At 48.4% G+C, this 18,699-nt stretch carries 14 protein-coding genes; 10 read left to right on the plus strand and 4 right to left on the minus strand.

The features are described 5' to 3' along the window. The first annotated feature begins 8 nt into the window (after window positions 1-8). Genes AC6ESP_RS00715 through AC6ESP_RS00735 form a run of 5 tightly spaced genes read left to right on the plus strand, consistent with a single transcriptional unit; the run spans window position 9 to window position 6,848 of the window. Complete coding sequence (locus tag AC6ESP_RS00715) at window positions 9-890, plus strand: carbohydrate ABC transporter permease (RefSeq protein WP_497094751.1); 882 nt, start codon at window positions 9-11, stop codon at window positions 888-890. After that, the gene (locus AC6ESP_RS00720; RefSeq protein ID WP_497094752.1) at window positions 890-1,735 is read left to right on the plus strand and encodes a carbohydrate ABC transporter permease; all 846 of its coding nucleotides are present in this window, start codon (window positions 890-892) and stop codon (window positions 1,733-1,735) included. The genes AC6ESP_RS00715 and AC6ESP_RS00720 overlap by 1 nt, the downstream gene beginning before the upstream one ends. 28 nt (window positions 1,736-1,763) lie before the next feature. Further along, on the plus strand, window positions 1,764-3,575 hold the full coding sequence (locus tag AC6ESP_RS00725; protein ID WP_497094753.1) for a cache domain-containing sensor histidine kinase: 1,812 nt from the start codon (window positions 1,764-1,766) through the stop codon (window positions 3,573-3,575). After that, window positions 3,572-5,209 carry a response regulator gene (locus AC6ESP_RS00730; protein WP_497094754.1) on the plus strand — a complete coding sequence of 546 codons (1,638 nt, stop codon included), beginning with the start codon at window positions 3,572-3,574 and terminating at the stop codon, window positions 5,207-5,209. Before AC6ESP_RS00725 ends, AC6ESP_RS00730 begins: the two co-directional genes overlap by 4 nt. 28 nt (window positions 5,210-5,237) lie before the next feature. After that, complete coding sequence (locus AC6ESP_RS00735; RefSeq protein ID WP_497094755.1) at window positions 5,238-6,848, plus strand: glycoside hydrolase family 3 protein; 1,611 nt, start codon at window positions 5,238-5,240, stop codon at window positions 6,846-6,848. Window positions 6,849-7,558: 710 nt separating this feature from the next. Here AC6ESP_RS00735 and yfbR read toward each other — a convergent pair. Next, entirely contained in the window at window positions 7,559-8,158 is a 600-nt protein-coding gene (gene yfbR, locus AC6ESP_RS00740) for a 5'-deoxynucleotidase (RefSeq protein WP_497094756.1), read from the minus strand. Between the two features lie 213 nt (window positions 8,159-8,371). Here yfbR and AC6ESP_RS00745 point away from each other — a divergent pair, with 213 nt between their 5' ends. From AC6ESP_RS00745 to AC6ESP_RS00755, 3 genes are all read left to right on the plus strand, one after another. After that, window positions 8,372-9,241 carry a bile acid:sodium symporter family protein gene (locus AC6ESP_RS00745; protein WP_497094757.1) on the plus strand — a complete coding sequence of 290 codons (870 nt, stop codon included), beginning with the start codon at window positions 8,372-8,374 and terminating at the stop codon, window positions 9,239-9,241. Between the two features lie 75 nt (window positions 9,242-9,316). After that, a complete protein-coding gene (gene pnpS / locus AC6ESP_RS00750) occupies window positions 9,317-11,092 on the plus strand; it encodes a two-component system histidine kinase PnpS (protein WP_497094758.1) in 1,776 nt (591 codons plus the stop codon). A 92-nt stretch (window positions 11,093-11,184) separates the two neighbouring features. After that, the gene (locus AC6ESP_RS00755) at window positions 11,185-11,907 is read left to right on the plus strand and encodes a response regulator transcription factor (RefSeq protein WP_497094759.1); all 723 of its coding nucleotides are present in this window, start codon (window positions 11,185-11,187) and stop codon (window positions 11,905-11,907) included. 36 nt (window positions 11,908-11,943) lie between these two features. Here AC6ESP_RS00755 and AC6ESP_RS00760 read toward each other — a convergent pair whose 3' ends face one another. Further along, a complete protein-coding gene (locus AC6ESP_RS00760) occupies window positions 11,944-12,810 on the minus strand; it encodes an AraC family transcriptional regulator (protein ID WP_497094760.1) in 867 nt (288 codons plus the stop codon). Window positions 12,811-12,946: 136 nt separating this feature from the next. On the opposite strand from AC6ESP_RS00760, the gene AC6ESP_RS00765 reads away from it, so the two are divergent. After that, the gene (locus AC6ESP_RS00765) at window positions 12,947-13,918 is read left to right on the plus strand and encodes a 2-hydroxyacid dehydrogenase (RefSeq protein ID WP_497094761.1); all 972 of its coding nucleotides are present in this window, start codon (window positions 12,947-12,949) and stop codon (window positions 13,916-13,918) included. 446 nt (window positions 13,919-14,364) lie between these two features. Here the strand turns inward: AC6ESP_RS00765 and AC6ESP_RS00770 are convergent, their stop codons facing one another. Together AC6ESP_RS00770 and AC6ESP_RS00775 are read right to left on the minus strand one after the other, a co-directional pair. Further along, window positions 14,365-15,537 (minus strand): M20 family metallopeptidase, encoded by a 1,173-nt coding sequence (locus AC6ESP_RS00770; RefSeq protein ID WP_497094762.1) that lies wholly within the window; start codon window positions 15,535-15,537, stop codon window positions 14,365-14,367. A gap of 61 nt (window positions 15,538-15,598) precedes the next feature. Beyond that, a complete protein-coding gene (locus tag AC6ESP_RS00775; RefSeq protein WP_497094763.1) occupies window positions 15,599-16,426 on the minus strand; it encodes an AraC family transcriptional regulator in 828 nt (275 codons plus the stop codon). A 144-nt stretch (window positions 16,427-16,570) separates the two neighbouring features. Here AC6ESP_RS00775 and AC6ESP_RS00780 point away from each other — a divergent pair, with 144 nt between their 5' ends. After that, complete coding sequence (locus AC6ESP_RS00780; protein ID WP_497094764.1) at window positions 16,571-18,637, plus strand: beta-galactosidase; 2,067 nt, start codon at window positions 16,571-16,573, stop codon at window positions 18,635-18,637. Window positions 18,638-18,699 lie beyond the last annotated feature (62 nt).

The raw sequence follows: 18,699 nt of genomic DNA on the forward strand, positions 1-18,699 counted from the left end.
GGGTAGTCATGAACAAAGCGCTCAGAAATCCATTTACGTATATAGCGTTTATTATTCCGACGCTTGCGCTTTATGCTTTATTTTTCGTATATCCGGTTATTGTATCGTTCGTGTATGGATTCTTCCGTTGGGATGGCATTACCGACAAGGTGTTTATCGGCTTTGATAACTTTATCCGGCTGTGGAGTGACCCCGTGTTCCTGAAAGCGATGGTCAACAACTTTTATTTCATGGCGTTCTCCCTAATTGTGAACATTCCGCTCGTCTTCCTTATCTCCATCGTCATTAGTAAGGTAAGCAAGATGCGTGATTTCTACAAGTCGGCCGTATTCGTGCCGGTCGTTATCTCGACCGCAACGGTCGCTATATTGTTCGGCGTGCTGTACAACTATGATTCCGGTCTAATCAATCAATTTATTCGCCTTATTGCTCCAGAGAGCTGGGCTCGTGAATGGCTGTCAGATCCGAAGCTGGCGATGCTCTCCATTCTTATTGCGAATGCTTGGCAAAATATCGGGTTTTTCATCGTTCTATGCCTAGCTGCTATTCTGAACATTCCGAAGGAAATCATCGAAGCCTCTAAGATTGATGGTGTTAATGGGTGGACCGAAACATGGAGCATTACCCTGCCGCTAGTTAGACCGATCCTGTTCGTTATGCTGCTTCTTACGGTGTCCGGCACGATGAAGGTGCTAGATATCGTTCAGATTATGACGAACGGCGGACCTTTTCAATCGACAGAGGTCATGTCTACTTACATGCTCAAGGTCGGCTTCCGTTCGATGGAGCTCGGTTATGGAAGCGCCATCGGCGTAGCGATGTTTATTCTTATACTCGTGCTTACCGGCATCCTGCAGAGACTTACGAAGCATGAGGAGGTGCAGTACTAATGAACGTAATTCGTAAAAGCCAATTTTGGATGCATTCTTTTCTCCTATCCTATGTCGTCGTAACGCTGTTCCCTTTACTCTGGCTGCTGATGACTTCATTCAAAACGAACCGGGAAATAACGGTCAATACATGGGCTTTTCCAAAAAGCTTTAACTTCGATAATTATAAGGCAGCATGGGAAACGGCCAAAATCGGCCTCTATGCGCTCAACAGCTTATATGTAACGGTTGCTGCTTGTCTACTGACCCTGCTGCTTGCGGCAATGACCTCGTTCGCATTATCCAGAATGAAATTTACTCGAATGAATAAATATGTGTATCAATTTATTTTGTTCGGTCTGCTGGTTCCGCCTGGGGCCTTATTCATTCCGCTGTACCGTTTGATTCAGAAATTAAGCCTGAATGGCATACATCTCTATGATTCGCATTTAGGACTGATTTTGGTATACTGCACTTATGCATTACCAATTACTGTGTTTATTATTTATGCCTTTATGTTATCCATTCCGAAGGAGCTTGAAGAAGCGGGAATTATGGATGGGCTTGGTGCAATCGGATTGTTCGTAAAAGTCGTGCTTCCGATCTCGATTCCTGCTCTTGTTACCGTAACGATCCTGAACTTCATAGGCAACTGGAATGAATATATCTTATCGCAATTATTCATCACCTCTGAATCGCTTCGCACGCTGCCTACGGGTATGGCAAGCTTCAATGACGGCTACCGGACGAACTTCGCTTCCTTGTCGGCTGCCGTTATTATAAGCATTGTGCCAGTGCTCGTCGTGTATGTGTTCCTGCAGCGTCAAATTATTGAAGGCATGACAGCGGGAAGCGTGAAGGGCTGATCGGTACTAGTGGAAGGGGCTCTACTCGATGAACTTAAGACCGAAGCTGATGCTCGCATTTATAGGGCTGATCGTACTGCCGATGATCGGGCTCGGCATCGTGTCTTTTCTTAATTCGGAAACACTCTTGGAGAAAAAATATAGCGAGCAAACGGAAATATCGCTTAAGGCTGTTGGCGGGAATATTCGATATTTCTTCAAGGAGCTTGATCAATTATCCGATGGCAACCTAACAAGCTCGGAAGTGCAGGATACGCTGAAATACAGTCCGTCTTCGAGCAATGATGCCAGCACGATCATTGCAGTCAACCAAGCTGAGAAAGAAATGAAGCGAATTCTGTTCCAGCATCCAGCAGTCAGCTATGTTGTTCTGTATGCGAGGGATGGGACGATGTTCCGGGCATTCCGTAATGATCCAACGACATTCCGTCCCATCACCTTCGAAGCGTTGAAGGAGCAGCCCCTGTATGAGGAGACGATGCAGCTTGGGGGAAGACCCAAATGGATTGGTCCTTATGAGCAGCAAGAGCTGACCGGTGTCGAGCCTCCTTTGTTCACGCAGATGAGGCTTGTTAAGGATTATGAAACCTTCAATGATCTGGGCATTATGGTTACGCAGTACAAAACAGAAGAAGTGTATTCGATGCTCAATACGTTCCTGAATCCGGCGGCTGAAGGACCTGATTCCCGATATGTTATCGTGAATCAAGAGGGCCTTATTCTGCTTGATAGCAGCGAAGAGATGGAAGGGACGAATGTCAGTGAATACACCGATATGCTGCCGCAGCAGACGGTTAATTATTCCAGTGACCGGTTGAAATTCAGCGGGAAGGACAGTCTGGTCTCCTCTTACAATCTGGATCGCAACGGCTGGGTGCTCGTATCGGTGAAATCATGGAATTCGCTTACGAATGAGAATGTTCGCTTCGTGCAGTGGATTGGCATGATTACGATTCTATGCTTGCTGTCTGCGATATTGTTCAACACTTTCTTCGTGAGTCGTGTTGCTAAGACGATTATTATGGTTGTTCGCAAAATGAGGCTGGTCGAGCAGGGCATGCTTGATATACGCGTCAATGCGCATGGCAAGGACGAAACCGTACTGTTAGCCAACAGCTTCAACAGCATGGTTGAACGAATTGGGGAGCTGCTAAGTGAGGTTAGAACGGAGCAGGAGCGTAAACAGCATGCAGAGATGATGCTTATGCAAGCCCAGATCAAGCCGCATTTTTTGTTCAATACGCTTGAATCGATTAATGCTCTTGCAGCCCAGAATGAAGGCCCCAAAATTATGCTGATGGTACGCAGGCTGAGCAATCTGCTTCGCACAAGCATGCATGATTCCGAAGAAATCTCGATAGCTCAAGAGGTTGAGCATGTCCGCAGCTATTTGGAAATCCAGATCTATCGGTTCGAGGATTTGTTCACTTATGAATTAAACGTTGCCGAGGATGCTCTGGAGTACACGATATTGAAGCTAACCCTCCAGCCGCTTGTAGAGAACAGTATCCAGCATGGCTTCGAGGGATTGGAGTATGGCACAGGGAAAATCCAGATCGAGGTTACGGTTGAAGCGAATCAGATCGTGCTTATGGTTAGTGATAACGGCATCGGGATGAATGAGCAGACTCTGAACAGGCTGGCACAGCAGAGCAGCCAATCTGGCAAGAGACGCAATGCCGCTGAGCTAGGGGAACGAAGAGGGCTCGGTCTAGGCAATGTGGCGGATCGTCTCCGTATTCATTATGGTCCATCTTACGGATTGAGGATATGCAGCGCCGAAGGCTACGGCACCGTTATTCGCTGTACCATCCCAAAAAACAGAGGTGAACGAATATGAATGGCAAAGTGCTCCTGGTAGATGATGAACCGCATATTACACGCAATCTGGAGAAAGTCATCCCTTGGGATATGCTTGGCTTAACCGTTGCAGGCACAGCAAAGAACGGCGTAGAGGCTCTTGAGCTCATGGAAGCGGAGCATTATGATCTGGTGCTATGTGATATTCGAATGCCTGTCATGGATGGGCTTGATCTTGTACGGCATATTCGCGACAAAGGCTCTGAATGCGACATCATTATGCTATCGGGCTATCAGGATTTCGCTTATACACGTGCGGCGATCCAATACGGTGTGAAGGACTACATGCTCAAGCCGATTCCCTATGATGAATTAACGGGAGTCATTGCAAGGGTTATGGCGAATCAGCGTATGAAGCAGAAGCAGCTAAGCGAGGAACGGCAAAAAATGGGCCGAATGATTGATTTGGCCAATGAAAAGATTTTATACGACTTAATAATGGACTATACAGAGGTTTCTGGTGTCAACTGGATGTTCGCTGGCGATGAGCAGGAGCTGAAGGAGCAGCAGTATGTATTAATCGTACTTGATCTAGATGTCAGCTCGGAACGGACGAAGGATTGGCGGGATTGGTCGGATAAAGAGCGTAAGCTATGGAATTTCGCGGTCTGCAACGTTCTGCGAGAGAAGCTGCAGCAGAAGGGTCTGCCGCATGCGGTTATTCAGATCCGAGATGGAGAGTGGAGTGTCCTAATCGAATGCGAGAAATCGCAAGCCTATCGAATTGAGCTGGTAAGAGAGTGGGCAGAGCTTCTGCTGTCTGCTGTCAAAAGCCATGTGAAGCTGTCGCTATACGCTGGCATCTATCATGAATATGCCGCTGTTGCTGAATTGTCAGCAGCCTATAAGCTAGTACAGCAAGGGATGCAGCTGACTCCGAACCAAGAAGCTATTGCCTTTTATCCGGATGATTCCATAGTGTCCACACAGGAGGATCAAGTATTCTGGGATATTTCGGAGAAGCTGATTGGCGCGGTGAAACGTGGCGATGCTTCGGGAGTAGATGATGAGCTGAGGCGCCTGACGATGCAGCTGCAGAGTCTGAATGAACTGTCTATAGGCAGGCTCAAGCCTATGCTGCATTTCTTCGCACTGAATCTGATGCGGGAGACGAAAGAGATGGGGGTTTTCTCCCGTGAACTCGAAGAGCTGCTGTGGAAAAAGCTGGACAGACGGTTCTGTGTTAAGGATCTGCTGTCTGTCATCCAGCAGGTAACGAATGCGGTAGCGGATAAATCGATGGATAAGAAGAAGCAGTCAGAGCGCTCGATGTCGGAGGCCAGGGCTTTTCTCGATCGGAATTTATGCCGTGATTTAAGCGTGGAGGAAGCGGCTACTCATGTTGGGCTGAGCTCCTCGTATTTCAGTCTGCTGTTCAAACAGACCTTCAATGAAACCTTCATTGAGTACATTACGCGGCAGAGAATGGAGAAGGCAAAGGCTTCACTAGCAACTACGCCGAAGAGCATTGCGCAAATTGCGAAAGAGGTCGGTTATGCGGAGCGTCGGTATTTCACGAAGGTGTTCATGAAATATACAGGGGAGAACCCGACGGATTACAGAAACAAGCATCAGCAGGCAGGGGACGCTACGAATACGGTGAATAACAGCTAGTAGAACAGCGAAAAAGGGGAGCTTATGCATGGGAGAGAAGCGGGACGTATGGGACAGCTGGACATTGCGGGAGAAGGTAGGGCAGCTCTTCGTATTTGGCTTCCACGGCTATGAGCCGAGCGAGTCTATTACACATCTGATTGAAACCTATGGAATCGGTGGCACGATCTATTTCACCCGTAATGTGAAGGATGCGCAGCAGGTGCATCAATTGTCCCAATCGATCAAGGCAATATCGCGGAATGCAGGCAAGCCTGATCTGTTCGTTGCGATTGATCAAGAGGGAGGCATGGTTGCCCGTATTATTAATGGAGTAACTCTAATGCCCGGCAATATGGCTATTGGTGCAACAGGCTCTGTGGAAGCTGCTGGTGAAACGGCTCGTGTCTGCGGGGAAGAGCTGCGTATGATTGGTGTGAATATGAACTACGCCCCTTGTCTTGATGTGAATAACAACCCCGATAACCCGGTTATTAATGTTCGTTCGTACGGGGACCGTTCATCTGTGGTCAGTGAGCTTGGTAAGGCAGCTGTACTCGGTTATCAATCGGCGAGAGTTGCAGCGACGGTCAAGCATTTTCCAGGTCACGGAGATACCTCGGTCGATTCCCATCATGATCTGCCTGTGCTGCTGCATAATCGCGATCGGCTGGATATGATTGAGCTTGCTCCTTTCCGTGCAGCTATTGCTGCTGGAACAGCAGCCATTATGACCGCCCATGTATGTCTGCCAGCTCTTGATCCTTCAGGCAAGCCGTCCACCTTGTCGGAGCCGATCTTAAGCGGTCTGCTTAGACAGGACATGGGCTATGATGGCGTGGTTGTGACCGATTGCCTGGAGATGGATGCGATTGATCGATTCTATGGTCCGGAGAAGGGTGCAGTTCTTGCCCTGCAGGCTGGGGCCGATATGGTGTTGGTCAGCCATACGTTCGAGAAGCAGGTAGCGGCTGTTGAAGCGGTTGTTGCTGCGGTGGAGAATGGGGAATTGTCCGAGGCACGTCTTCACGAATCGCTTGCGCGTGTGATGAAGCTGAAAAACAAGCTTATGCTGGATGAGCCTCTGGCAGCTTGGGAGCAAGTGGCGTCTGCTATCGGTACGGAAGCGAACCGGGCTATAGCCGCGAAGTGGAGCGAGGCTTCCGCTACATTAGTGAAGAATGAGGGTGGTCTGCTGCCTCTGCGCCAATCGGCGAAGACGCTAGTGCTCTGGCCGGATATCAAGCCGGTATCGGTCGCGGATGAAATTCTGTCCAGCGATGGCACGTTAGGCGAATATTTGCAGGGACGGCTGGCGCATATCGTCGAACGTAGCATGGGCGAGAGTGATCTGCTTGCTGATCTGGACTCCTTCGAGCAGATTGTTGTCGTCACCTATGACGCGACGAAGCATGAGCTGGAGCGTACAGTCGCGCGAGAGGTGATTGAGCGTGCAGGAGACCGTACTGTGGCAGTCTCTGTGCGGAATCCGCTTGATATTAATGTCTATCCAAGTGTAAAGGCCTATCTGGCTGTCTACGAATGCCGCCCACTTGCGCTTCAATCAGCAGCTAAGGTGCTGACTGGGGAGCTGGTTCCTAGCGGCAAGCTTCCGCTAGAGATTTCGGTTGCTTACCCGTTCGGGTGGCAGGTTGAGTAGAGGGGGATACCTGTGTGCCACTGCGAAAGAGGATGATTCTTACGATCGCTGTTGCCCCCGGATTTCTTTTATTAAAGTAGAAGAGGTGGAAATCCGGGGGCAAAGGCGAACGCTTCGCTTCTTCAGAATTCATCCGCTTTCTCCGCTGCCACAGGTTAAATTAATGAGCAGAGTGAATAGACTGGTTCGATCAGTCTATTATAGTTTGAAATAAAGAGCGGATTACGTTGGATATTATCCAATGTAACACGCTTTTTTGCTAGCCACCATATGAACATTCATTGTGTTTTGTAACTTGAGATTAACAGCTTGAGATTAGCTACTTGTCGTCCATTCGCTCTCTACAGCTAGTCAATGTGGAACGAGCCAAGATTGGGAATGTTGCAGAATGGTCACGATAGGCACGCGTGAAGTCCAGATGGTTGAGAAATGTTGCAGAATGGTCACGATAGGCACGCGTGAAGTCCAGATGGTTGAGAAATGTTGCAAAAAAGTCAGGATTAGGCCTGTTTGGAGAGCAATAGGGTCAGGAATGCTGCAAAAAGGTCAGGATTAGGCCTGTTTGGAGAGCAATAGGGTCAGGAATGTTGCAAAAAAGTCAGGATTAGGCGCGTTTAGCAGCAGCGCTAGATTTAGGGTTAGGTGAAGAACAAGTAAGTAATGAGAGAGACAGTCAAACAGCTTGCGCTAGTTTGACTGTCTCTGCTTTATTATTCAGACAGCTCATCGAGTGTCATGCCGAGACTTGGTGCCATGTGGGCGAGGAACCATTCGACCTCAGGCAAGCCGAGTGCGGCAAGGGCAAGCTCGGTCTGGCCTTTGGCGATCGAGAATTCCCGGTTGCCGGCAGAGAGCTCGGTCAAGCATTTGAGATAAGCATCGAGCAAGTCTGCCGCTTTCACCAATGAGTGCAGCTTTTTCTCTTCCTCAGACATGTCTCCTGTCTGAATGCCGAGTAGTGGTGAATAAGCAGCCTGCAGCTGTGGGGGCACCATGCCAAGCAGCCGCTCAGCGGCCATCGCCTCAATCTCGCGGAAGCTGGCGAGCATCTTCGGATTATGATGCTTGACGGGTGTTGGAATATCACCTGTGAACACTTCAGTCGCATCATGGAATAATGCTAAGGTGACGGCGCGATCCGAATTATAAGTCTGGTCGAATAGGCTGTTGCCGATCTCGCATAGCATGTGAGCGAGCAGAGCTACATGAAAAGTATGCTCAGCCACGTTTTCTTTGGTTGTATTGCGCATCAAGCTCCAGCGTTCTATATATTTAAGCCGGTACATATATGCGAAGAAATGGCTCTCCATAACAATATTCTCTCCTTTAAGCAAGCATATGAGGATTAAGCAGTCTATGCTATTATAAAGCTTATGAAGTTTGTCGACCAGATCTTAGAAAATGAGGGATGACTTACGCGGCAATTGGGCCTGGATTTCAATCGTTATTTTGAACGCTGGATGTTTCTCATTATCCCGGGATCATTAGTCCTGGGTTTTCTTTTTGCTCATGCGCTTCAACCAATGGTGGAAGCAGTTCCTTACCTGTTCGCCTATGTTACGTTAACGATGGCAATTGGTTGTGGGATAGGTGAGCTGCGGACAGTAATTCGAAAGCCTGGAGTAATGATATGGACGCTGGTGCTCGCTCATATCCTATCGCCGATCATAGCGTATCTTCTCGGCTCGGCTTTATTCGGGGCATCATCGCCCTATGTAGTTGGACTTGTCTTGTTCACGATTATACCGCTTGGCGTGTCGACTGTCTTATGGGTAGGCATGTCTGGAGGCAGCGTTCCGCTAGTGCTTGCCATGGTCGTGCTGGATTCACTGCTATGTCCGCTCGTTGTTCCTGCGGGCATTCATCTGTTCTTCGATACTGCCGTGAATATCGAGCTGGGCCCCATCATGCTTGATCTGTTCATTATTATCGTACTGCCAACTGCGATAGGGGTGCTGTTGAATCAGCTAACGAAAGGACGCATACAGGAGCGTGTTAAGCCTGTCGCTGCTCCATTGTCTAAGCTATGCTTCGTTGCAGTTGTCATGTTGAACGCTTCTGCTATTGCTCCTTATGTGGAGCAGCTGAAGCAGGATATGGTCAAGCTTGTCCCTGTTGTCATTGTGCTTGTAGGTCTTTGCTATGCGATAGGGTTCCTTGGAACTGCTCAGCTAAGAGATCGCGAGCTGCAGACGACAGTCTCCTATGCAACAGGCATGCGCAACATATCGCTTGGAATCGTGCTTGCTATGGGGTATTTCAGCCCGCTAGCTGCGATTCCAGTCGTGCTATCCATACTTGTACAGCAGCCGCTAGCAACGCTGCATCATTTTATTTTACAAAAACTTAATAATAACAAGGGTGGCGAAACAGCAGTACGGCATGTACGATGAACAGGTGTCATTATTCGGGCCTTATCGACTAAGCCGAATTGTGCGACCTATAACCTTAAGGAGTTGAGCACAAGAATGAACAGCTTTCGCAATCGGCTAACGTTCATTATGATTGCCATGATCGCGTTGTCTGTTACCGCAGCGGGCTTGATTATGGCGAAGACCTACAAAGAAACCCACATCAATACGCTGGAAGACAGCATGATTCGGGAAATGAATATTATACTTGCGAAGCTTGATTGGAAGACGGGCAGTCAGAGCGAGGTTAGCCCCTATTTCTCTGGGGAAGCCGTCAGCTTGAAGGAGCTTACTGGTGCAAGGGTCACCTTTATTGCCGGAGACGGAACTGTTCTGGGTGATTCCGATCATGAAGCTAACACAATGGATAATCATATGAACCGTTCTGAGGTGGTGGAGGCCCATAAGAATGGTATTGGACGGGAAATTCGACACAGCGATACGTTGGGGCAAAATCTATTGTATGTGGCAATTTCTACGAATCTTGCTGATCCCCATGCGAATGTTATTCGATTAGCGCTGAGCTTGAATGAAGTTGAACAAAGCATTTTTAACCTGTGGACGGTTCTCATTGGCGGTCTGCTGGTATTCTTCCTGGTGGCTGCACTTATTAGCTATCGGATTGCGCTCAGCCTTACGCGCCCACTGGAGCAAATTACAAGAGTGGCGAAGCGTATTAAGAATATGGAATACAACGCTCGTGTCAAGGTGCGGAAGCAGGACGAGATCGGCGAGCTTGGGAACGCCATTAATGCAATGGCGGCCAGTCTTGATGTGCAAATGACGCGAATTCGCGAGAATGAAAGCCAACTGGAGAGCGTTCTCGATAATATGATTAATGGTGTTGTTATGATTGATCGCGACGGTCTTATCGTACTAATGAATCGCCAAGCAGAGGAGATTCTTGGTTTCTCTGCCAAAGAGCTGGTCGGACGTAACTTCGGCGAGGCCAAGCAGCAGTATGAGCTGCAGCAGATGATTCAAGAGGGCTTGACGGTACGCGAGCATATTCGCGAGGAAATCACGTTCTATTTTCCAGAGGAGCGTCTGCTTGATCTGAATATTGTTCCGATTCTGCAAGAAGGCAATGAATTCGGCGGCGTGCTGCTGGTCCTGCAGGATGTGACGGCTATTCGTCGTCTGGAACGGATGCGCAGTGAATTCGTAGCCAATGTGTCCCATGAACTGAAAACGCCGTTAGCGGCGGTGAAGGGCTTCGCAGAAACGCTGTTAGGCGGTGTTGTGAAGGACGAGGAGACAACGCGTTCGTTCTTGCAGATTATTTTTGACGAGAGTGATCGTCTTAATCGTCTGATTGGAGACATTCTGGAGCTGTCCAAAATCGAATCGCGCCGGGTTCCTCTCTATTTCTCACCGGTGGAGGTGGATACTTTTATCGACAAAACGGTTACATTAATGAAAACGGAGGCTTCCCGCAAATCGATTGAGTTCGAAATGGACATAGAGAGCGGCCTTTATGTGGAAGCGGATGAGGATCGTCTGCGGCAGATTATGATGAATTTACTCGCTAATGGCATCAACTATACGCCGGAGGGCGGGAAGGTATCAGTCAAAATCGTAGGACTAGACGATGATGCGATTCGCATTCAAATTAGCGATACCGGAATAGGCATTCCGAAGAAGGATCTGCCACGCATATTTGAACGCTTCTATCGGGTGGATAAAGCGAGATCGCGCAGTTCAGGCGGCACGGGCCTTGGGCTCTCCATCGTGAAGCATCTTATTGAGCTGCATAAAGGAACGATCTCGGTTACGAGTACAGTTGGCGTAGGATCTACGTTTACAATCGAATTGCCAGTGCTTCAGCAGTAAATGATCACATAAACGTGTCAAAAGATTTACCCATTCTTCACAAAAGCATGATAAAATAGATTTGAATATAAGCATACAAGCTGGGGGTTAACATGTCGTATAAAGTGCTAGTTATTGAAGACGAACCGACATTAGCGCGGCTCTTGTCGTATAACTTGACCCAAGAAGGCTACGAAACGACAGTCATCGATCACGGCGGGGAAGGTCTGCAGACTGCTTTGCAGCGCAGCTTCGATCTGATCATACTCGATATTATGCTGCCTGGGATGAACGGGTTCGAAATTCTGAATCGCCTTCGTCAGAACAATGTGCGAACTCCTGTTATTATTCTGACCGCACGCAATGCGGAGGAAGAGGTTGTACAGGGGCTTAAGCATGGAGCGGACGATTACATTACGAAGCCGTTCGGCGTAGCTGAGCTCTTGGCTCGTGTATCTGCTGTTCTTAGGCGTACTCAGAACGAAGATACGGTACCTGTCACCACAGGTGAGAAGATCATTACAGCTGGGGACTTATCTATTTATCCAGAGAAGTATGAGGTCATCCTGAACGGTGATACCGTTCCGCTTCGCCCGAAGGAATTCGAGGTGCTTCTCTATCTGGTGCAGCGCCCAGGGATGGTTATTACACGGGATGATCTGATGAACGTGGTATGGGGCTTCGATTATATCGGAGGTCAGCGCACCGTTGATGTTCATGTCAGCTCATTACGCAAGAAGCTGGAGCTCGGCCAGCAATCGGTACAGATTGAATCCATACGCGGAGTCGGCTATAAGCTGGTTATGCCAAAAAAACTCGTCACACCCAAAGGATAAGGTGACGAGTTTTTTTGTTGTTCGGGGCGGAGGAGGCTACTGCCGGTTCCACTCGAGCATTTTGCGCTGGAATTGCTTCGGTGAGCAATCATTGTATTTTTTGAACATTTTATAGAAATGAGCCATGTTAGGCATTCCGATTCGTTCACCGACATCCGAGATGCTGAGGTCTCTTGTCAGTAATATGCGCTCAGCCCATTTGATCTTGCGGTAATTGACATATTCGGTGAAAGACATGCCGATTGTTTTTTTGAAAAATTTCACGAAATAATAGTAGCTCATATTCGCGATTTTACACACTTCTTCAACCTGAATGCGATTCGTCAGCCTGCTCTCCACATAATCTAGGACAGGCTTAAGGCGAATACGATCGAAGTCATCCTGCTCGGCAAGCACTTTCCGATGATCATTCCGCAGCAGCAGCAGCAGGATCTGCTTAATAAGCATACTTACCGCCAGCTCATAGCCGGTATCCTTAATCGTTGCTTCGCCCAGCAATTGCTTGATGCAATCGCCTACCTGCTTCTTAACCAATGCATTCTCTTGAAATATATAATTGGCTTGGCTCAGCTTATTCTCCGTCTCTGAGAAATATCGCATATAGGGGATGGTGCTGTGATCGAAAAAAGGCTCCAGATCGAATTGAAGCACAATATAGTCCAGATGGCCTTCACTGCGATCTCGATGAAGCTGTGACGCTCCAATGATGATCACATCACCTGGGGTAAGATGAAAGCTTTCTTCTTCAACATAGACATCAAGTTTGCCTTTTATAATGTACAGCAGCTCCAGCTGCTTGTGATAATGCCAGTTCGTTAATCCTTCGTGCTCGCGAAGCGGTTGGAATACGCGCAAGGAAAGCAAAGGGTTCTCATAGGCTACTTTTTCATTTACGGCTTCCAACGCTGATCCTCCTCCGCGTATTATAATGAAACGACAATATTCATTGTAGTGTTGTTACTGAGGAAAGGCAACTGAATAGCGAAAACAGTGGGAATCCTTGTATACTAATAGAAGTAGAACGAAGGAGAGGATTCGAATGAAACCGAAAGTTTATATCGCAAGCAAAGTCCCAGATGAGGTAAAAGCGTATTTGGACGAGCACTGTGAATGTGAAATGTGGCAGGGTGAACAGGCCATAACCGGGCCGCAGCTGGCAGAGCAGCTTGGGGATGTGGAAGGATTGATGACGGCAGGCAATGCAGTCAGCGAGCGGCTTCTTAGTGCGGCGCCTAAGCTGAGAGCGGTCAGCAACATCTCGGTGGGCTACAATCATAATGATCTTGAGGCTATGAAGAAAAGGAATATTATCGGGACTCATACCCCTTATGTATTAGATGATACGGTTGCCGATCTAGCGCTAGCGCTGATGCTGGCAGCTGCACGCAGAGTAACGGAGCTGCATAATCTCGTGCGGGAAGGCGGCTGGCAGCGCGGCCTTGGCGAGCAGCTGTTCGGCGTTGATGTGCATCATGCGAAGCTGGGCATTATCGGAATGGGACGAATTGGTGAAGCCATTGCAAAAAGGGCGAAGTACGGATTCTCGATGGAGGTTACATATCATAATCGCAGCAGGAAGCTGGAGGTTGAGCAGCAGCTCGGCGTCAGCTATCAATCACTGGATGAGCTTCTGGCGGAGTCGGATTTCATCGTGCTCATGACGCCGCTTACCCCGGAGACGAAGCATTTGATCGGTGCGGAGCAGTTCGAGCTTATGAAAAAAAGCGCCGTCTTCATTAACGTTTCCCGCGGGGAAACCGTTGATGAAGCAGCACTCATTGAAGCTTTGCGCAGCAGACGGATTTTCGGTGCGGGGCTTGATGTGTATGAGAAAGAGCCTGTCAGTGCGGACAATCCGCTGCTGAAGCTGGATAACGTTGTTACCCTGCCGCATATCGGCTCAGCTACCCATCGCACGAGACAAGAAATGGCGATGGTCGCTGCCCGCAATCTAGTGGATGCGTTGTACGGCAGAGAGCCGCAGTATGTTATTCCTGAATTGAAGTCATAAGAAGTAGTAGGTGAAGGTCCGTACGGCTGTATTCTCTGCAGCTGTATGGGCTTTTTTGCGTTAGAGCAGAGTGGTGCGGTATTAACGAGATGATGGTGGAAGGAGCAGATGATAGGTGAAATCAAGATAGCGAAGTTATTTCGCTATTAGCGAAAGTAACTGCCTTATTTGTACTTAATCGATTCGTCTAATTTGAACTAGCGAATTGGGTTTCGTTAGTGGTGAACCGAGGTTCGCTAATAAGGAAATCAGTTTCGCTGTATCCGCTGTGGAGGGGCAGGCTTGTTCGATTAAGGAAAGTAGGTTCATGAGTAAGGTAAATGGGTTCCATTAACTGTCTATTCATGCGAGTTGAAACTAGCACAGCACAGCACAGCGCAGTGCAGTGCAGTGCTGTGCAAGACAGCGCAGTGCAAGAAAGGCTGATCTGTGCTGCCGCGGTTTCTCTAAAGAGTATGCTGCTCGAACTCCGCACGAATACTAGCGAGCAGCGCAGGCTCTGCGAAGACGTCATACGCGGTGGCTGCGAGCATTTTGGCAGCGAAGATCATCCGGTCCAAAGCTTGCTCTGTCATCGCTGCATCCCGGAAGCCTACCGTATGGAGCAGAAGCCGCTCCTCAACGACCTTCACATAAGGATGGATAGCTGGGCAGCGCTTGGATACGTTGCCAAGATCGAGAGACCCATGGTCTTTGCCAGCCTCGATTGCTTCAGGCGCTATGCCGGCGTCCAACAGATTGGCGTTGAATCGCTCGGACAGTGATTGATTCGTCATCAGCTCATCATAAGAATATTCGTAAACGTTCGTCTTGAGTATGCAGCCTGTCTGGAGAGCGGCCCCTTCGGCACAGCGGAGCACCTTGGCGCTCAATTCATTCGTATAGTCACGTGTAGCAGAGCGAACGTAGAACTTGGCAGACGCGTAGTCAGGTATAATATTAGGCGCTGTACCGCCATTATCTATGATGCCGTGGATACGTGAGTCGCTTCTTGTCTGCTGTCTCAGAGCATTAATGCTGTTGAACAATTGGATAACTGCATCAAGTGCATTGATACCCTCATAGGGACTCGCTGCAGCATGTGCTGACCGCCCGCAGAATTCGAATTGCAGCGCATCCATCGCGAGCGATTCCCCGGAATTCTCGAAGGTGTAATAGGGATGTGCCATAAGTGCGAAGTCGCAATCGTCGAACAGTCCGGCATTGGCCATATCGACCTTGGCTCCTCGCGTCTCCTCCGCTGGCGTTCCATAGACACGTATCGTTCCACCAAGCTCAGAGAGCACAGACTTCAGACCAACCGCAGCCGCAAGACTCATTGCACAAATGAGATGATGACCGCAGGCATGGCCAATATCCGGTAGAGCATCATATTCGCACAAGAATGCCACGATAGGGCCAGGCTTGCCGGTGGAAAATGTCGCGACAAAGGCGGTCTCCAGTCCAAGTGTCCCCCGCTCTACAGTGAAGCCTTGCTTCTCCAATTCTCCGCTAAGCAGGGCAGCGGCTTGGAATTCCTCATGACCGAGCTCTGGGCTTGCTCCTACAGTTCGAGAAATCGCTTTGAATGTATGCTGCTGCTGCTCGATCGTATCGAATATCTGTTGTTTCAATGACATATGCTTAGTCCTCCTGAACATTTCTACTCGTAATAGTATACCGTAATGGCATTACAGTGTCTTAACGCATGCCGTGAATTTTTTTGAACTGCTCGGGACTGAGGCCCTCCAGCTTCTTGAATACCGAGCTGTAATAGCTCGCACTGTCGAAGCCAACCATACGAGCAACCTCATGCATTTTGTGCTCGCTCTGATTGAACATAATTTCTTTGCTTCGATTCACCCGTTCGCGATTCACATATTCCATTGGCCGCATACGCATCGTTTTTTTGAACAGCAGGCATAGATATTGGGGGGTAACTCCGATACATCCAGCCAAGTCAGCAATCGTGATGACACGATCCACATTCGCCTCAATATATTGGATAACTGGATGCAGCTTAGAATAGCTCTGTTCTACGGAATGTGAGCTGACTAGAATGACCTTCATTAAGTCGAGCAAGAACATGTAGACGAGCTTCGAGCATTCCAATCCGAGGAAAGAACGGTCCGATTGCGTCATGGCATATATATTCCGAAGATGAGAGATGATAATGTCACTATCCGCGGTGGAATAGACTCCTGACTCTTCGATGCCCGCTTGCCTGTACATTTCTTCAGACAGGCTGCCGCCAAAGCTGATGAAGTACACGTCCCATGGCTCACGCAAGCTGTGATAGCGATGGGGGACATCTGGAAACAGACAGAAGCCCTGCCCCGCCTTAACAACATAACGCTTGTCTCTAATGAACAGCTCACCTTCACCGGAGGCTACCTGCAGCCATTGGAATTTCGGAAAGCCTTGCGGACGTTCAATGGCCTCTTGGTTGTCCCAATGGCCTATTATTTCTAAATATAAGGGCAGATGGAGATCGGTCTCCGTCATGATGGGGAAAGCCATATTATCCATATTGGCACACCTTCTGTTTCATATTTTTATATAAATAATAATATTATGTGATTTTATTAGGTTTGATTTAAATATATAATATGAATATCGTTATAGCAATTCAAACCTATGTATTTTAACACTACTATTGGAGGCAAACATCCTATGACTAAAAAATTCCCGCCAATTAGCCCGAAAATACCACAAATGCTGCACGGTGCGGACTATAACCCGGATCAGTGGCTTAAATATCCCCATGTACTTGAAGAAGATATTCGTCTCATGAAGCTGTCCAAGAGCAATGTGATGTCAGTAGGCATCTTTGCTTGGGTATCGCTCGAGCCAGAGGAAGGCGTATTTACTTTTGAATGGATGGATCAGCTGCTGGATCGTTTTGCAGCGAACGGCATCTTCGCTCTGCTGGCAACACCAAGTGGTGCAAGACCAGCATGGATGTCAAACAAATATCCAGAGGTGCTGCGTGTAGAAGAGAATGGAATTCGCAACCTGCATGGCGCACGTCATAACCATTGCTTCACCTCTCCTGTCTATCGGGAGAAGGTCAAGATCATGAACAGGAAGCTGGCTGAGCGTTACTCTCAGCATCCAGCAGTTATTGGCTGGCATATCTCCAATGAATTCGGAGGCGAATGTCATTGCGATCTATGTAAAGTGGCATTCCAAGATTGGCTGAAAGAGAGATACAGCACGCTTGAAGGCTTGAATGACGCTTGGTGGACAACATTCTGGAGCCATACGTATACGGATTGGAGCCAAGTGGATACGCCAACAGCTCGCGGTGAAAAAGCTGTACACGGCATGAATCTGGATTGGAGAAGATTTGTGACGGATCAGACGGTTGATTTCTGTCGTAATGAAATGGAGCCGCTTCGCAAGATTAATCCAGAGCTGCCGATTACAACGAATTTCATGCTTGATTTTGAACCGCTTAACTATTGGAAGTTCGCAGAGCTGCTCGATGTTATTTCATGGGATGCTTACCCGACTTGGCATGATTCGAAGGACGACAGTGAGCAAGCGGCATGGATCGGCTTCAATCATGATGTCTTCCGTTCACTGAAAGGCGGCAAGCCATTCATGCTCATGGAGAGCACGCCAAGTATGACGAACTGGCAGCCTGTCAGCAAGCTGAAGAAGCCAGGGATGCACTTGCTGTCATCCATGCAGGCCGTTGCTCATGGATCAGATACTGTTCAATATTTCCAATGGCGCAAGAGCCGCGGCTCCAGTGAGAAGCTTCACGGTGCAGTTGTAGACCATGTTGGACATGAGCATACACGTGTATTCAATGACGTTACCGACGTTGGTAATGCGCTTGATAAGCTGTCAGAAGTAGTCGGCACTTCCGTGAAGCCAGAAGTAGCCTTGATCTATGATTGGGAGAATCGCTGGGCAGTGAAAGACTCGCAAGGTCCGCGTAACGGCGGTATTCATTACGAGGAGACGGCGAAGCGCCATTATCGTCCATTCTGGGATCTAGGTGTTCCTGTCGATATTATCGACTCCGAATGCTCCTTCGATTCTTATAAGGTGCTTGTAGCTCCAATGCTGTACATGGTTCGTCCTGGTGTTGGCGAGCGCATCGAGAAGTTCGTTGAGAACGGTGGAACATTCGTTGCTACCTATTGGACTGGAATTGTGAATGAGAGTGACCTCTGCTTCTTGGAAGGCTTCCCTGGACCACTGCGCAAAACGCTCGGTATTTGGTCGGAAGAGATCGATTCTCTGCATGATGATGAGACGAACCAAGTCATCATGTCCGAAGGCAATGCTCTTGGCTTAAGCGGTCAATATGAAGCGCATGAGCTGTGTGATCTGATTCACCTCGAAGGTGCCGAAGCGCTTGCTGTGTACGGCGAAGACTTCTATGCAGGACGTCCAGCGCTTACTGTGAATCGTCTTGGCAAAGGTAAAGCTTATTATGTGGCTTCCCGTAACAAAGAACCATTCTTCACTGACTTCTTCAAGACAATTGTTGAGCAGGAGCAGATTAAGAAGGTTATTGATACCGAGCTGCCGCATGGCGTAACGGCTCAATTGCGTACGGACGGAGTAAGTGATTACGTATTCGTTCAGAACTTCAATGGGAATGAGCAGTCCATTCAATTGGAGAACGATCAATATGAAGATCTTCTTGAAGGCGGTAAGCTTGAGCGGACTCTTCAGCTCCCAGCTTACAGTGTACGGATATTGAAGCGTCAGGCTCGTTAATAAAAAGTAAACCACGATTGCAATGTGCACTGCGCATTGTAATCGTGGTTTTTTTTGCACAA

It is taken from the genome of Paenibacillus xinjiangensis, assembly GCF_059686975.1.

Bases quoted from the DNA above. Each gene is read 5' to 3' on its own strand.
- AC6ESP_RS00715 (WP_497094751.1), top strand. From the start codon at position 9: ATGAACAAAGCGCTCAGAAATCCATTTACGTATATAGCGTTTATTATT.
- AC6ESP_RS00720 (WP_497094752.1), top strand. From the start codon at position 890: ATGAACGTAATTCGTAAAAGCCAATTTTGGATGCATTCTTTTCTCCTA.
- AC6ESP_RS00725 (WP_497094753.1), top strand. From the start codon at position 1,764: ATGAACTTAAGACCGAAGCTGATGCTCGCATTTATAGGGCTGATCGTA.
- AC6ESP_RS00730 (WP_497094754.1), top strand. From the start codon at position 3,572: ATGAATGGCAAAGTGCTCCTGGTAGATGATGAACCGCATATTACACGC.
- AC6ESP_RS00735 (WP_497094755.1), top strand. From the start codon at position 5,238: ATGGGAGAGAAGCGGGACGTATGGGACAGCTGGACATTGCGGGAGAAG.
- yfbR (WP_497094756.1), bottom strand. From the start codon at position 8,158: ATGGAGAGCCATTTCTTCGCATATATGTACCGGCTTAAATATATAGAA.
- AC6ESP_RS00745 (WP_497094757.1), top strand. From the start codon at position 8,372: ATGGTGGAAGCAGTTCCTTACCTGTTCGCCTATGTTACGTTAACGATG.
- pnpS (WP_497094758.1), top strand. From the start codon at position 9,317: ATGAACAGCTTTCGCAATCGGCTAACGTTCATTATGATTGCCATGATC.
- AC6ESP_RS00755 (WP_497094759.1), top strand. From the start codon at position 11,185: ATGTCGTATAAAGTGCTAGTTATTGAAGACGAACCGACATTAGCGCGG.
- AC6ESP_RS00765 (WP_497094761.1), top strand. From the start codon at position 12,947: ATGAAACCGAAAGTTTATATCGCAAGCAAAGTCCCAGATGAGGTAAAA.
- AC6ESP_RS00770 (WP_497094762.1), bottom strand. From the start codon at position 15,537: ATGTCATTGAAACAACAGATATTCGATACGATCGAGCAGCAGCAGCAT.
- AC6ESP_RS00775 (WP_497094763.1), bottom strand. From the start codon at position 16,426: ATGGATAATATGGCTTTCCCCATCATGACGGAGACCGATCTCCATCTG.
- AC6ESP_RS00780 (WP_497094764.1), top strand. From the start codon at position 16,571: ATGACTAAAAAATTCCCGCCAATTAGCCCGAAAATACCACAAATGCTG.